The 13,882-nt window shown below is 54.8% G+C and carries 11 protein-coding genes; 6 read left to right on the top strand and 5 right to left on the bottom strand.

What is annotated here, in order from left to right:
• Positions 1-16: 16 nt before the first annotated feature.
• The 5 genes from ABD931_RS11615 to ABD931_RS11595 form a co-directional block, all read right to left on the bottom strand.
• The gene (locus ABD931_RS11615; RefSeq protein WP_345267173.1) at positions 17-772 is read right to left on the bottom strand and encodes an SDR family NAD(P)-dependent oxidoreductase; all 756 of its coding nucleotides are present in this window, start codon (positions 770-772) and stop codon (positions 17-19) included.
• Position 773: 1 nt separating this feature from the next.
• Positions 774-1,223, bottom strand: a complete 450-nt coding sequence (locus tag ABD931_RS11610; protein ID WP_345267171.1) for a hypothetical protein — start codon at positions 1,221-1,223, stop codon at positions 774-776.
• Positions 1,224-1,342: 119 nt separating this feature from the next.
• Positions 1,343-4,576 carry a S8 family serine peptidase gene (locus ABD931_RS11605; protein WP_345267169.1) on the bottom strand — a complete coding sequence of 1,078 codons (3,234 nt, stop codon included), beginning with the start codon at positions 4,574-4,576 and terminating at the stop codon, positions 1,343-1,345.
• A 162-nt stretch (positions 4,577-4,738) separates the two neighbouring features.
• On the bottom strand, positions 4,739-6,376 hold the full coding sequence (locus ABD931_RS11600) for a catalase (RefSeq protein ID WP_345267167.1): 1,638 nt from the start codon (positions 6,374-6,376) through the stop codon (positions 4,739-4,741).
• Positions 6,377-6,400: 24 nt separating this feature from the next.
• A complete protein-coding gene (locus ABD931_RS11595) occupies positions 6,401-6,721 on the bottom strand; it encodes an HPF/RaiA family ribosome-associated protein (RefSeq protein ID WP_345267165.1) in 321 nt (106 codons plus the stop codon).
• A 195-nt stretch (positions 6,722-6,916) separates the two neighbouring features.
• Between ABD931_RS11595 and ABD931_RS11590 the strand changes: the two genes are divergently transcribed.
• From ABD931_RS11590 to ABD931_RS11565, 6 genes are all read left to right on the top strand, one after another.
• Positions 6,917-7,918: a bifunctional heptose 7-phosphate kinase/heptose 1-phosphate adenyltransferase gene (locus ABD931_RS11590; RefSeq protein WP_345267163.1), complete on the top strand. Its 1,002-nt coding sequence runs from the start codon at positions 6,917-6,919 to the stop codon at positions 7,916-7,918.
• A 171-nt stretch (positions 7,919-8,089) separates the two neighbouring features.
• Positions 8,090-9,229 (top strand): FIST signal transduction protein, encoded by a 1,140-nt coding sequence (locus tag ABD931_RS11585; RefSeq protein ID WP_345267161.1) that lies wholly within the window; start codon positions 8,090-8,092, stop codon positions 9,227-9,229.
• 3 nt (positions 9,230-9,232) lie between these two features.
• On the top strand, positions 9,233-10,762 hold the full coding sequence (locus ABD931_RS11580; RefSeq protein ID WP_345267159.1) for an ATP-binding protein: 1,530 nt from the start codon (positions 9,233-9,235) through the stop codon (positions 10,760-10,762).
• Positions 10,763-10,791: 29 nt separating this feature from the next.
• Positions 10,792-11,163: an Hpt domain-containing protein gene (locus tag ABD931_RS11575; protein WP_345267157.1), complete on the top strand. Its 372-nt coding sequence runs from the start codon at positions 10,792-10,794 to the stop codon at positions 11,161-11,163.
• Positions 11,164-11,301: 138 nt separating this feature from the next.
• Complete coding sequence (locus ABD931_RS11570; protein WP_345267155.1) at positions 11,302-12,567, top strand: AGE family epimerase/isomerase; 1,266 nt, start codon at positions 11,302-11,304, stop codon at positions 12,565-12,567.
• A 111-nt stretch (positions 12,568-12,678) separates the two neighbouring features.
• Complete coding sequence (locus ABD931_RS11565; protein WP_345267153.1) at positions 12,679-13,752, top strand: fatty acid desaturase family protein; 1,074 nt, start codon at positions 12,679-12,681, stop codon at positions 13,750-13,752.
• Positions 13,753-13,882: the final 130 nt, after the last annotated feature.

The following is a 13,882-nucleotide window of genomic DNA, read 5'->3' as shown; positions in this document are numbered from 1 at the left end:
AATTAGCAAAAGCAAGTTACTGAATTGTCCACCCGCCGTCAATCATCAAGGTTTCGCCGGTGATGAGACTTGCGGCCGGCGAGGCCAGAAATACCACCGGGGCGGCCACCTCCGCTGGCTGGCCAATCCGCCCCAGCGGAATACGCTGCCGGACAGACGCCCGAAAGGCTTCATCATCCAGCCACTTCCGGGTGCCGGGCGTTTCAATAAAGGTGGGGGCAACAGCATTGACGGTGATGTTATACGGAGCCCATTCCAGCGCCAGGCATTTGGTCAGGTGCGAGATGCCGGCCTTGGTCATGCAGTAGACCGATTCAGTGGGCAAAGCCACAAACCCGGCCTGCGAGCCGATGTTGATGATACGGCCCCGGCGCTGCTGCATCATAATCTTCGCTACGGCCTGTGCCGTAAAGAAGGTCCCCTTCAGATTTACGGCGAGTGTATAATCGAAGTCTTCCTCTGTTACATCTTCGGCTTTAGCGGGAAACCCAATGCCGGCATTATTGACCAGAATATCAATCCGGCCGAAGTGCCTGTAGCCGGCATCTACGGCCTCCCGGATCTCAGTCAGGTGGGCGGTGTTCATCTGCACGGGCAGGACGGCCCGGCCCATCTGCCTGATCTCTTCGGCCAGTTCGTCACCGGTGTTCCTGTCGCGAAGGCCCAAAATAAGATGGGCACCCGCTTCCGCCAGCGCTACCGCACAGGCTCTGCCGATGCCTTTGGCCGCGCCCGTTACCAGCGCGACCTGCCCGTTTACATCATGTTTCATATCACGCAAACTCCTCATCCAGCAGTTCATACGTCCCTGCAGCCACAACCCCGCCAAGCAGATACCAGGCAATGGTCATGGCCATGGTTTCGCGGGTCCGATTGGTTGGTGCTTCGCCCAGCTTCAACGGACCCGGTAAAGTCAAAGCCCCCACGCCGGCGAGTGCGCCCAGCGCTGAACCGAACAGCAGGGTGTCTTTGCCTTTACTCAGACCCACCAGGCTGTAGTATAAGGTGTTGGAGACCAGGTCGCCCCCCAGCGCCATCTGGTGCAGGGTATCTTCGTCGGGCAGTTCCTTATCGGCAGCTTCAAAGCCTTTGGCGATGGCCCGCATACCCAGGATGTCGGCACGGGGCGCTTCGGGCACAAACCGGCGGACGGTTTCATGAAGCAGCGTTAGCGCAACGGCACCCGCCAAACCGCTGAGCAATGACTTTTGTACATTATCCATATGAAAATCCGTATTAACGTACTGGTAATAACCAGACACTCTCCATGTCTGTTTAAAACAAAAGGCCTTGCGCTCATCCGATGTGATAAGCGCAAGGCCCGTATGCCTGCTTCTACGGACTACCGGGGTCGCTTTGTGGCACTCAGCAGCAGCGAAAGCCCGCCCGCCGGTCGGTCGTTATCGCTCAGCTCCGTTACGTCAAGCTGGTAGTCCTCCTGCACCCGGATTCCCTTATCTGTACCCACGATAAAGGGAATAGCACCGATGTTCCGGAATCGGATGCGGACTTCTTTTCTATTCTCCAGCCAGAACACCGGCTCCTGATTATACTGCCCCGGCTTCAGCCCTTTGAGTTCTCCGCTCCGGATACCCTGGGTGATAAACTCAACGGCCGTTCTGTTCAGGAAGCGGATATAGCGGTTGACCGGGATAGCGGTGTTCTGCCGGATAACGACGGTGGTGAACTTCGCCCGATTTCGCAGGTTACCCACCACGCCGGCCCAGGCCAGTGCCTTACCGCTATCGGCATCGTCCGGGTACACAATGCGCAGGTTTTTCTGCGCCAGGTTGTTGTTATCCCAGATAAAGCCGCTTGGCGGGGTAAAACCGTCGTGCGGAGTGATCTCCACCAGCAGACACGGATGCCAGAATACCTCCGTCCCACCAATAAGTACCTTTTTGGGCGGAATCAGCGCCGAATTCCACCGCACATTAACGGCACCATCGGTCCCGGCCGCCAGGGAGCTGACGCTGCTCTCCCCGATCAGATACGTACCCGGTACCAGCGGGCTCGGAATGGGATCGCTAGGACGGGTGGTAGGAATAAAATTGGTCGGGTACAAAAACTGCGAACCCCCAAAATGAGTCAGGTAAATCCGGACGCGGAACGGGTACGTCGGCCGTGTACCGATATTTCTGAACCGGGCATACACCCAGTTGTCCTGTCCGGCCAGCACATCCTGGTGTACGGTATTGGCGTCGGTTGCGTAACTGGCCGGCAACGGATTCGGATCGGTGGCCGGGCTGGTATTCCGCACCCAGATATCCACGCCGTTCCAGAAAGTACCCGTCGACGGCGCGAGGCCGGTATCCGCCATATTGTCGCGAATGTGAATATCCCGCCGGAAGTCGTAGTCGCGGGCGGCCTCCACCGCAGCCGCCACATCGATACGCCCGTAGCCGTACAACTGGCTGAAGTTGGGCCCGGCATACAGTGGATCCGTCGCTATGCGCCCGGCGATATCAACCCAGCGGTGTTGCGGATTGGTATTGCCGGTATCGAGCTTTACGGCGGTACTGCGGATAATCTCCCGCACTTCTACCCAGGTCAGGTTGGCGTTGGCCGACAACACCAGGGCTCCGAGGCCGGCGCATACGGGCGTGGCGTAGGAGGTGCCCCCGAAATTGGTGGTGTAATCGGCCGACGAGATAAAGGCCGGGGTGCCCGAAGGCTGGTTATTGAACAATGCCGGCGATACCGTGATCTGATTCGTGGCCGCATTGATAGCCGTAATACGCTTGGCTTCGGTCTGGTTAGTGCCGGGATTCCGGATCAGCACCGCCTGCCCCACGGCAACCCCGGCCACCGAACCAATAGTCAGGTTGGTAAACCCTGCATTGGCATTGGCGGCAATAGACGTGGTGATGGTTGGTCGACCGGGCGCGTTGGCATCCGTGCCTGAGCGAATCGTGGCAGTAATGGCCCCGTAATTCAGGGGTGGATTGTGCTGCGGGGCCGAGCCGACATAGGCATCGTGGCTGGGCGCACAGAAATCGATCATCGGCCCGAAGCAACTGTAATTGGCAATGACCTCCGTAGTGCCGTCGTTGTCCAGGGAGGTAGCCCCAATGGCGAAGGTACGCTCGTAAGCTGCCCACGGCCGGTTCAGGGTAAAATCAAAATTGTTATTGACATTGCCAATGGAGAAAAACAGCAGTACGCCCTTACCACCCCGTCCATAGGTCGTCAGGAAGTCGAACGTATCTTTCATCAGACCGGAAATGGGCATTCCTACGCTGACCCCAAAGCTGTTGGTAATGACATCGGCACCCCTGGAGAGCGTAGCCGGAAAGCCGGCAAAACTGCTGTTGGGGTTAAAGCCTGCGATCCAGACATACATATCGGCGAACCTCAGCTCGGAGCCGGACCGGCGAATACCCATAACCTTGCAGTTGCCCGCAATACCCGAATTACCCTCGTTGACCCCCGCCAGTACCGATGCGTTATTGGCCTGCCCCGCAGCCGCGCTCGCACAGCATGTTCCGTGCGTATCCGTTACCCCAATGGCACTGTTATTGGCCACCATACTGCCAAAATCAAACAACTGAAACACCTTACTGCTGCCGTCGGTGAGGGTTCCGCTAAACTCAGGGTGGCTGGCATCGACCCCGGAATCCACCACCGCTATCATTACGTTCGGGTCGCCGAAGGTCCGGTTGACGCCAATGTCCTGCAAGACCTGCCAGGCTTCAGGCATGCGGATGATCGGGTGATCCCATTTCGAGGGATACAGCCAGTCGGTGGGGGTAACCAGGTCGTTTTCCACTGTACTGTGGGTATCAGGCTCCGCGTAGTCGACCAGTCCCTGCCGTACCAGTCTGTCGCAGATATCCAGCAGCGAATAATCAATGTGGCCGTTGAACCGCAGCTCAAAGGTATTTCCGGCATAGGGAAGATTCCGCACCACCTGTAGTTGATACTGCCGGGCAATGTCGGGCACCTGCTTCACGTCTATCGTATTTCTGAACTTGACGATCAGCCGGTTGGTCAGCAGGGTTACGTGCTTTTCGGAAAGTTTCAGCACCGGAGCCACTGTCTCGACATACTCAAGCGAGCGCAGGCGCTTCTGTACTGTTTCGGCCGGCTGCCCGTTCATATCGAATACAAAAAAACCGTTATTGGTTACGTCCTGGTGAACCCGTACGGCCGTCAGTGACAACTCGCGGGCCACCTGCCGCAGGCTGGTCATCCATTTACGTCTGGTGTCCGGAGCGGCATCGCGGATAACAACCCCGATCAGGTTGGGCCGGGGTTCAAAGGGAACCTTTACAGTGCCCCGGTAAAAGAACGGCATTTCTTTCTCCCCCAGCACAAAGGTCTCACTGCCTCCGGCACCTCCAATGGCTACCTCGCGCTGCTGCGATTGCAGGGTCGGGTGATCCACGGTAATGGTGTACTCTGCATGAGGCACAAATTTAGTGGCTTCATAGTACCCCGACATCTTGTTGAACGCAATGTCTACCGGTCGCTGGGTAGTCCGGTCGGCTACCCGTACGCGGGCATCGGTCAGTTTGTTGCTCTTGTGATCAAATACCCTGATCTGGATTCGCGGGTCCTGGATTCTGGTTTGCATAGTGTTTGATTTTTAAACTGATTGTGCAAACTCATTTGTCGTAAAAACAGACCCGGCAGGAACAGCAGCAGTCAGGTAACACCTGCCCGTTTATTAAACGGTAAAAAGAAAGGCCACCCGACGAGCAGGTGACCTTTTCCCTAAGCTACCGTATGCCTTACATCAATACGGCTTCGCCGGATGACCGGTTTCTTCGGCCTCCTTTACACCTTCATTAGCCGATGTAGCACCGATGGGGCCACTCGTCTGCTGGTTGTTGGCGCGGGCCTGCTCCAGCCCTTCGCGCACCCGCCGGCCGTAGTCTTCGTCGCACTGCGTGAAGAGCTCGACCATGCGGTCCTGAATCCGACGGTCGGCCGGAGCCAGCGTATTCACCAGGTTAAAGATCAGGTCGTCGCGCTCCCAATCCTCAAACATCCGGTACCGCTCGCCGGCCTGCTTGAAGTCGTTGGTGCGGTCGATCTTCTGCCGCACCACATGGCCCTGCACATACGGCGTATGGTCGGCACCGCTCCTGGGTGCCTCCTGTAGTCCACCCAGCATAGAGGGTTCATAGTTCACGTGCGGGTTCTGCGCCGGACCGGCATCGACGTAGTACGCCATCTGGCCATCGCGCTGATTGGTAGCTACGTGCGTTTTCGGCCGGTTGATGGGCAGTTGCAGGTAGTTAGGCCCAACGCGGTAGCGCTGGGTGTCGGAGTACGACAGGGTCCGGCCCTGCAGCATTTTATCGTTGGAGAAATCCAGCCCATCCACCAACACCCCGGTTCCGAAGGCGACCTGCTCTACTTCGGCAAAATAATTCACCGGGTTGCGGTCAAGCACCATACGGCCCACCGGCATCCAGGGAAACTGATCTTCCGGCCAGAGTTTGGTGTCGTCCAGCGGATCAAAGTCCAGTTCCGGATGCTCCTCGTCGCTCATGATCTGCACCAACAGCTCCCATTCCGGATAGTCGCCCCGCTCAATGGCCTCGTACAAGTCCTGGGTAGCGTGATTGAAGTTCTTACCCTGAATCTGCTCAGCCTCAATTTGCGTCAGGTTCTTGATGCCCTGCTTCGGTTCCCAGTGGTATTTCACCAGCACACCCTGTCCGTCGGCATTCACCCATTTATAGGTGTTTACGCCGGAGCCCTGCATCTGCCGGTAGTTGGCCGGAATACCCCAGGGCGAGAACAGGAACGTGATCATGTGCATGGCTTCCGGCGTGTGGCTGATAAAGTCAAAAATGCGTTGCCCATCCTGAATATTCGTTACCGGATCAGGTTTAAACGCATGCACCAGATCGGGGAACTTCATGGCATCGCGGATAAAGAATACCTTCAGGTTATTGCCGACCAGATCCCAGTTGCCTTCTTCGGTATAAAACTTGACGGCAAAGCCACGCGGGTCGCGCAGCGTCTCGGGTGAGTGTCCACCGTGGATCACCGAGGAGAACCGCACAAACACAGGTGTGCGTTTGCCTTTTTCCTGGAATAGTCTGGCGCGGGTGTATTTGGCAATGGGTTCGTCGCCCACCATACCGTAGGCTTCAAAATAGCCGTGCGCCCCGGCTCCCCGGGCGTGAACCACCCGCTCCGGAATCCGCTCCCGGTCAAAATGCGTGATTTTTTCGATAAACTGGTAGTTCTCCAGCGTGGCCGGTCCCCGGTTGCCCACCGTACGCATACTCTGGTTGTTGGTAATCGGATGGCCCTGGCGGGTCGTTAAGGTCTGATCACCTTCTCCCCCCTGCTGAGCATGTCCGTTGGGCTGACCATTGGCCTTACCGTTGCCGGCCTTTTTGTTTTGATCTTCCATAACTTTGAGCAATTAAAAATGGGTTTATGACCGGGCAAACTGCTTCTCCAACTGGCGCTGTAGTTTATCGGCCACGCTGCTGATGAGGGCACCCCAGTTGTCGCCGGAATCTTCGGCAAAGACATCATTGCCGGGTACGCCGTATTTTACCCGGTACGATTTATCGTTAGGGCCATGACTTTCCTCAAGTCGCATATACACCTCGGCGGTAATTACGTCGCCGGAATAATACCGGCGCAGTTTGGCAAGGGATTGCAGGATTCGATCCCGCAAGCCATCACTCAGCTCAAAATCCACCGCCTGAATATCTAATCGCACATCATCTAAACTTTCCTGCTTACTCATAATTCCTGTTGTTTTCGTAGTACTATCTTCCTCACCAAACCGGTCGGAAACCGGCCTTCGTATGCTTCTAATAAAACCGAATTGCTGATTTTTGTTTGGAAGAATCTGTACGGAACCGGGAGAAGGCAAGTTTTTCAGCCAAAAAGATAGTTTATTTGCCCATTTCCGAACCAGACCTACAACCCATCGATCCGGATGACCGCTTCCGAACTCTCTACGCTTTTCAACCAGTTCTCTTCCCTTCGTGCCGGCGTTATTGGCGACTTCGCCGTTGACCTGTACTTTGACCTCCAAAAAATTACCGGCGAAATCTCCCTGGAAACCACTAAAGAAGTCTACTGGGGCCGCTCTCCCCAATCGTCGCCGGGAGGGGCCGGCAATGTCGTAGCCAATCTGGCCGCTCTGGGAGTAACCAATATCACCGTTTTTGGCTGCACCGGCAACGACCTGTATGGCCGGGAAATGCGCTATCTGCTCCAGGCTGCCGGTGCCGACACCCGGTTTATGCTGTCTGCCGCCACCAACTGGGACACCTGTACATATATCAAGCCGATGGCCGGGCTTGATGAACAAAACCGGATCGATTTTGGCACGCATAACAGCCTGGCAGCCGACGATTTTGACCAACTCCTGGCTACGCTGGCCGGTCACCTGCCCCACCTGGATGTACTCATTATTAATCAGCAGTTTCTGCATCCGTTGCTGACGCCTGACCGGATAAGCCGCCTGAATACAGTGATTGCCCGGCACCCTCACTGTCGCTTTGTGGCCGACCTGCGCCACTGTGGCAATACCATTCGGGGGGCCACGCTTAAAGTAAATACCCGGGAACTGGCCGACCTGCTGTCGGTACCGCATCCGGAAACACCGGATACGCCCTGGTGTCGCGAACACGGCAGCCTGCTGAGCCGGCATACCGGGGGGCCGGTAGTCATTACCAGAGGAGAGCGGGGCATTGCCTATATCAATGACAGACTGATGGAGCTGGTAGATGGTATCCGCCTGAGTGGTGAACTTGATACCGTAGGTGCGGGAGATACGGTAGTGGCAACATACGCTGCCTGCCTCGGCGTTGGTGCCCAACCTCCGCAGGCCATCGAAACAGCCAATCTGGCGGCTGCGGTGACCGTGCAAAAACTTCGGCAAACCGGCACCGCCACATTGAACGAAGTCCTGAGCCTGCTGTCGGCCGATTAATTACCAGCCTGTCTCTTTTACAAATTACCCGATGCAGACAGGTATACATCGATTCCCCTTTATAACCATTAGCAAATTATTATAAATTTATTTTCTACAATTTCTAAAAAAAATAAATCAAAAATATAAATTGCATTCAAAACCCTACCAGGTAGATAACACCGCGCTGCCATGAAAATAAATCAATCTGTTTTTCAGGATCAGGCATGGAGGCCTGTTTCTGAAACACCGGGCTTTAGCCCTCTCCAGGTTCAACTAGTGCTGGCTTTCGGAGAACGCAAACTTCTCGAAACAGAAAACGTATACGACTACCTGCGCGAGCTGTACCCGGCCGCCGATATTATCATCAATTCCACTTCCGGCGAAATCTACCAGAACCAGATCAACGACGATTCGATTGTGGTAACCGCCATTGAGTTTGAAAAAACCAACATACGCACAGTCCAGATCGACATAAACAATTATACCGAAAGTTACCAGGCCGGATTACAGATGGCTATGGCCCTGGACGCCGATAATTTATCCGGCATCTTTATCATTTCTGACGGTGGCCGCGTAAACGGCAGCGACCTGACCGAAGCCCTGAATCAGCACCTGAAACGAAATGTACCGATAACCGGTGGCCTGGCCGGCGATGCCGCCCGGTTCGAAAAAACATTGGTGGGCCTCAACCAGAATCCGACCGTAGGCAAAATTGTAGGCGTGGGGTTGTACGGTAATCAGTTACGGATCGGTCATGGGTCGGTTGGTGGCTGGGATGTATTCGGTCCGGAACGGGAAGTAACCCAATCGGAGTATAACGTGCTGTTTCAGATCGACAACCAGGAAGCCCTGGACCTCTACAAAGCGTACCTGGGCAAATATGCCGACCGGTTACCTGGTGCCGCCCTGCTCTTCCCCCTGTCGATGCGGGCCACAGCCGACTCACAGCCGCTGGTGCGTACCATTCTGTCTATCGATGAAATAACTAAAAGTATGACCTTCGCCGGCGATATGCCTAAAGGAGCGCTGGTCCGGTTTATGACCGCCAACCTCGACCGGCTGGTCGATGCCTCGGCCACTGCGGCTAATACGTCACTGACTCAACTGGGCTTTACCCCCGAACTGGCCATTCTGATTAGCTGCGTCGGCCGGAAGCTGGTACTCGGTCAGCGGACCGAAGAAGAAGTAGAGGCCGCCCGTGAAATATTCGGCGACAAGCCGGTGATGACCGGCTTTTACTCCTACGGCGAAATTTCCCCGTTGACGCCCAATGCGCAGTGTGAACTGCATAACCAAACCATGACCGTCACCGTCTTCTCCGAAAATTGATCGATGACTACCGCTACTCTCCACAAACTGCTATCGAGGCAGATGAATAAGTATCTGTCGGAAGAATGCCTGCAGCACGAGCGTTTTCAGAACTTCGTCAAAGCCGTCAATGAATCGTACCATAATTTCGACCGGGACAAAGAGCTTTTCGAACATTCCTCGTTTATGAATGAACGCCAGTACGCCGATATTAACCAGCGGCTGAAAGAAGAAATCAGCCAGCGCCGGCAGTCGGTGGAGAAGCTGATTGAAGCCATCCGGTCGATGGAGAGCGCCGAAGACGCCGACAAACTAGATGCCGATCCGGATGATAACCTACTTGGTCTGGTAACCTACCTGCAGCGGCAGATCGAGCAACGGAAAAAAGTAGAAACCGAACTGCGTACGGCCAAGGAAGAAGCCGAAAAGGCAACCCAGGCCAAATCAGATTTTCTGTCGATGATGAGCCACGAAATTCGTACTCCCCTGAACGGTATCGTTGGCATGACCTACCTTATGCTCCAGGAGGAGGTGCCCCCCAGCATCGCCGAAAACCTCAATACGCTCCAGTTTTCCATTGAACACCTATACGCGCTGATCAACGACATTCTCGATTTCAGCAAGATTGAAGCCGGCAAGGTCGACCTGGAGGAGATTCCCTTCGACCTGAAACAGCTTGTTTCGAACATCAAGCGGGCTCACCAACTGAAGGCGGAGGAAAACGGCAACCGGATCCGGCTGATGCTGGACGACGATATTCCCGATACCCTGCTGGGCGATCCCCTGCGTATTGGTCAGGTACTATCCAACCTGGTGTCGAATGCCAATAAATTTACCCGCAGCGGCACCATCACCATCGAACTATCGCTGCAGCGCAAAACCGCCGAACACGCTAATGTGCAAATTTCGGTGCAGGATACCGGGGTGGGTATCGCCAAAGAAAAGCACAGCACAATTTTCGAGATGTTCACCCAGGCGAATTCGGCAACCACCCGGAAATTCGGCGGTACGGGCCTGGGCCTGGTCATTACCCGCAAACTGCTGGAACTCCACGGCAGTACTATTGAACTGGAAAGCGACGAAGGCAAAGGCGCGAAATTTTTCTTTACCCTCAAGCTCCCGATCGGCACCGCTATCAAACAGAACTTCAACCCGGTTGATACGCTGAACGAGCAGACGCTGAAGGGGGTCAAAATCCTGCTGGTCGAAGATTATCCGGTCAACGTAAACGTAGCGCTGAAATTCCTGGGTAAATGGGGAATCGAGGTGGATGTAGCCGAAAACGGTCTGATCGGGCTGGAGAAATTTCTGGCGGGCCGGTATGATCTGGTCCTGATGGACCTTCAGATGCCAATTATGGATGGGTATACGGCCACAGAAAAAATCAGGGAGGCCGGCTCTCAAACGCCTATTATTGCCCTGACGGCCTCGGCCACCTACAGCAACAAAGACCGGGCAATCAGCGCCGGCATCAATGATTACGTCACCAAACCGTTCAACCCCAAAGAACTGTTTCAGAAAATTGCTAAATACACCCGGCGCGTTCCTGCCTAAGCTGCCAACCCATAAATCTGTAAGCTTGTATGCCCCCATTTCCTAAAAACACACAGCGGGAACTGGACCACGAGCGGCTGTACCAGTTGCATGGCGACAGTCGCAGTATGCTCCTGATCGCTCTTGATATGTTTCTCGACGAAGTACTGGTCGACTTTTCGGTCCTGGAGAACGCTGTACGGTCGCAGAACCGGGAAGAAATAGCCGACATGGGCCATAAGCTTGTCCCGTGGCTGGGTATGGTTGGCCTCACCCATCTGGAAACCCAACTACGCCAGCTGGTGGCATTGGCAAAGAGCAATGCCGATTCCACAGCCATCACTCACTCCTGGGAGGTGTTTAAGACTGAACTGGACCATATGATTCCGCTGGTAGAAGCCGAACGCCGGCGCCTGAATTAAGCCCGCTCACTCCTCCCCCACCACTGCCTAACCGAATTGCGGCAAATACCCCCTTTCTCATAGGTTCAGAAAAAGTATTTATTTACCTTTAATCCCGACAACCTATTATCCTGAACCTGCTACTCCCTCTTTGCCCGCATGGACAAGGACAAAATTCACCAGCTCCGGCAGGAGGTATACACACACCTGACCGAAGAGCTATTACCCTTCTGGACCACCCGCTGCATCGACCAGCACAACGGCGGCTATATCACCCATTTCGACCAGCACGGACACGACACTGGCGAAGACGAAAAGTCACTGATTGCCCAGACGCGCTGCCTCTACACCTTTGCCTCGGCGCACCGCGCCGGCTACGGCAACGGCGAACTCGCCGACCTCGCCCGGCACGGTGCCGATTACCTGCTGGAACGGATGTGGGACCCTGAACATGCTGGTTTTTACTGGATGACCAACCGCCGGGGCGAGGTGCTGATTGACGAAAAGATCGTGTACGGCCACAGCTTCGCCATCTACGCCCTCAGTGAATACACCCTGGCCACCGGCGACCAACGGGGTATCGACTACGCCGGAAAAGTCTTCGACTTGCTCCAGAGAAACGCCACCGATACGCATTACGGCGGGTATTTCGAGATGTTTCACCGCGACTGGACCCTGAAAGGCCCCGGCCCGGCAGGGGGCGACCGCAAAACACTGGATGTACACATGCACCTGATGGAAGCCTACACCACCCTGTATGTGTGTACCGGTCAGGAAGTACACCGGCGTAAGCTGCTGGAAGTAATCGAGCTCCTGGTCCGCAAGATCATGCACCCGCAGTACGGCACCGGCATTCCGCAGTTCCGGCCCGACTGGCAGGTAGCGCCCCAGATCAAGTTCGACATCATCTGGGGCTGGGACCGCTTCACCGAAGACGGCGTTAAGCACGAAGCCGAAGACAACACCAGTTACGGCCATAACGCCGAGTTTGCCTGGCTGCTCATCCACGCCCTTGAGGTGCTGGGTATCTCCTACTCCACCTACAAGGATCAGTTAATAAAATCGTTCAACCATGCCGCCGATAATGGAGTTGATTGGGAGTTTGGCGGCGTGTTTGTGGAAGGCTCCCATGCCGGTGCCGTCTACGACCGCGAAAAAGAGTTCTGGCAGCAGGCCGAAGTTTTAATCGGTTTTCTGGATGCCTACCGCTTTCTGGGCGACGAAAAATTTGCCCGCGCCTATGAGAATGTTCACCGGTTTGTCTTTGATAAGATGATTCTCCACCATATCGGCGAATGGTGGCCCCTGATGAACCGCGAAGGCACCGGACCCATCTGGACGCACATGAGCCATTCCTGGAAGATCAATTACCATACCGTCCGCTCCATGATTCAGGTAGTCAAAAGGCTGGATGGGTTGCTATGACTGTAGCCCGGAATTACATTCCGGGCTACACGATAATTAACCCGAAAACGGAATGCAATTCCGGTTTACATTTCGTTTACCTAGTACGTTCATTTTACCCCTGGATATCTTATGAAAGTTCTCTCAACGCTGAATGACCCTGTTTTTGTCCCCAAGCCACTTACTGGATTAGACCAATTTTTTTTACGATTTATTAAAGACGAACGTGACTTACCCTTTGCCTATTTAACGCTTAAGATTACGCTGACCCTAATCCCCCTGGGTATTCTGCTATACATGCCGTTTGTCACGGGCTGGGTCTGGTGGGCCATTGCCGGTGTGTATCTGGTGCTGAACAATCTGGTGTTCAAGGGGCCGTTTGGCTTAATGTTCCATTGCACCAATCACCGCCAGTTTTTTAAGTCGGAGTACAAATTCATGAACCAGTACCTGCCGTGGGTAGTGGGGCCGTTTTTCGGGCAAAGCCCGGAGACATACTACGGCCACCATATCGGCATGCACCATGTGGAGAACAATATGCCGGAAGATGGCAGCAGCACTATGGATTACAAGCGGGATAGTCTGCGGGAGTTCTTCCGCTACTACGCCAATTTCATGATTCTTGGCCTGAAGGAGCTGCTGGGCTACCTCGATCGGAAAAACCGGAAGAAAGTAGCGCGGCAAACCCTGATTGGTGAACTAAGCTTTTACGCCCTCTGTCTGGTGCTGGGCCTGGTCAACTTCCCGGCTACGCTGGTCGTGTTTATCATTCCCTTCTTCATTTTCCGGCTGATTACCATGCTGGGCAACTGGACGCAGCACTCGTTTGTGGACCCGGCAGACCCTGGCAATCCGTACAAGAACAGCATCACCTGCATCAACGTCAAGTACAACAAGAAGTGCTGGAACGACGGCTACCACATTAGCCACCACTGCCGCCCGGCCATGCACTGGACCGAACACCCCGGCTTTTTCCTAAAAACCATCGATAATTACGCCAAAAACAAGGCGGTGGTATTCGACGGGCTGGACTTCCTGAAGGTCTTCTTTTACCTGATGAACAAACGCTACGATGTACTGGCCCGGCATGTGGTCAATATCAACGGCACGTTTCAAAGCGACGAGGAGGTAATTAATTTGCTGAAATACCGCACCCAGCGAATTCCTGTACCCAGCGCCGTTTCGGAAAAATTAGCTACCGCGTGATGGATAAGCCACCGGATGGATAAGTAAAAAGTCGATGACATCTGCTCTTTAGTGGTATATGAACAGCCGCTCCTCTGCCGGGCGGCTGTTCATTGTTCGCTTGCCGCAACCAACCACCTTGTCAGATTCC

It is taken from the genome of Nibrella viscosa, from assembly GCF_039541875.1.
GTDB classification, from domain to species: Bacteria; Bacteroidota; Bacteroidia; order Cytophagales; family Spirosomataceae; genus Nibrella; species Nibrella viscosa.
The sequence above is the reverse complement of the archived record's forward strand: the minus strand, read 5'-3'. Positions and strand labels throughout refer to the sequence as shown.

Coding starts and splice junctions, on each gene's coding strand:
- ABD931_RS11605 (WP_345267169.1), bottom strand. CDS start 4,576: ATGCAAACCAGAATCCAGGACCCGCGAATCCAGATCAGGGTATTTGAT.
- ABD931_RS11585 (WP_345267161.1), top strand. CDS start 8,090: ATGAAAATAAATCAATCTGTTTTTCAGGATCAGGCATGGAGGCCTGTT.
- ABD931_RS11575 (WP_345267157.1), top strand. CDS start 10,792: ATGCCCCCATTTCCTAAAAACACACAGCGGGAACTGGACCACGAGCGG.
- ABD931_RS11610 (WP_345267171.1), bottom strand. CDS start 1,223: ATGGATAATGTACAAAAGTCATTGCTCAGCGGTTTGGCGGGTGCCGTT.
- ABD931_RS11615 (WP_345267173.1), bottom strand. CDS start 772: ATGAAACATGATGTAAACGGGCAGGTCGCGCTGGTAACGGGCGCGGCC.
- ABD931_RS11580 (WP_345267159.1), top strand. CDS start 9,233: ATGACTACCGCTACTCTCCACAAACTGCTATCGAGGCAGATGAATAAG.
- ABD931_RS11595 (WP_345267165.1), bottom strand. CDS start 6,721: ATGAGTAAGCAGGAAAGTTTAGATGATGTGCGATTAGATATTCAGGCG.
- ABD931_RS11590 (WP_345267163.1), top strand. CDS start 6,917: ATGACCGCTTCCGAACTCTCTACGCTTTTCAACCAGTTCTCTTCCCTT.
- ABD931_RS11565 (WP_345267153.1), top strand. CDS start 12,679: ATGAAAGTTCTCTCAACGCTGAATGACCCTGTTTTTGTCCCCAAGCCA.
- ABD931_RS11570 (WP_345267155.1), top strand. CDS start 11,302: ATGGACAAGGACAAAATTCACCAGCTCCGGCAGGAGGTATACACACAC.
- ABD931_RS11600 (WP_345267167.1), bottom strand. CDS start 6,376: ATGGAAGATCAAAACAAAAAGGCCGGCAACGGTAAGGCCAATGGTCAG.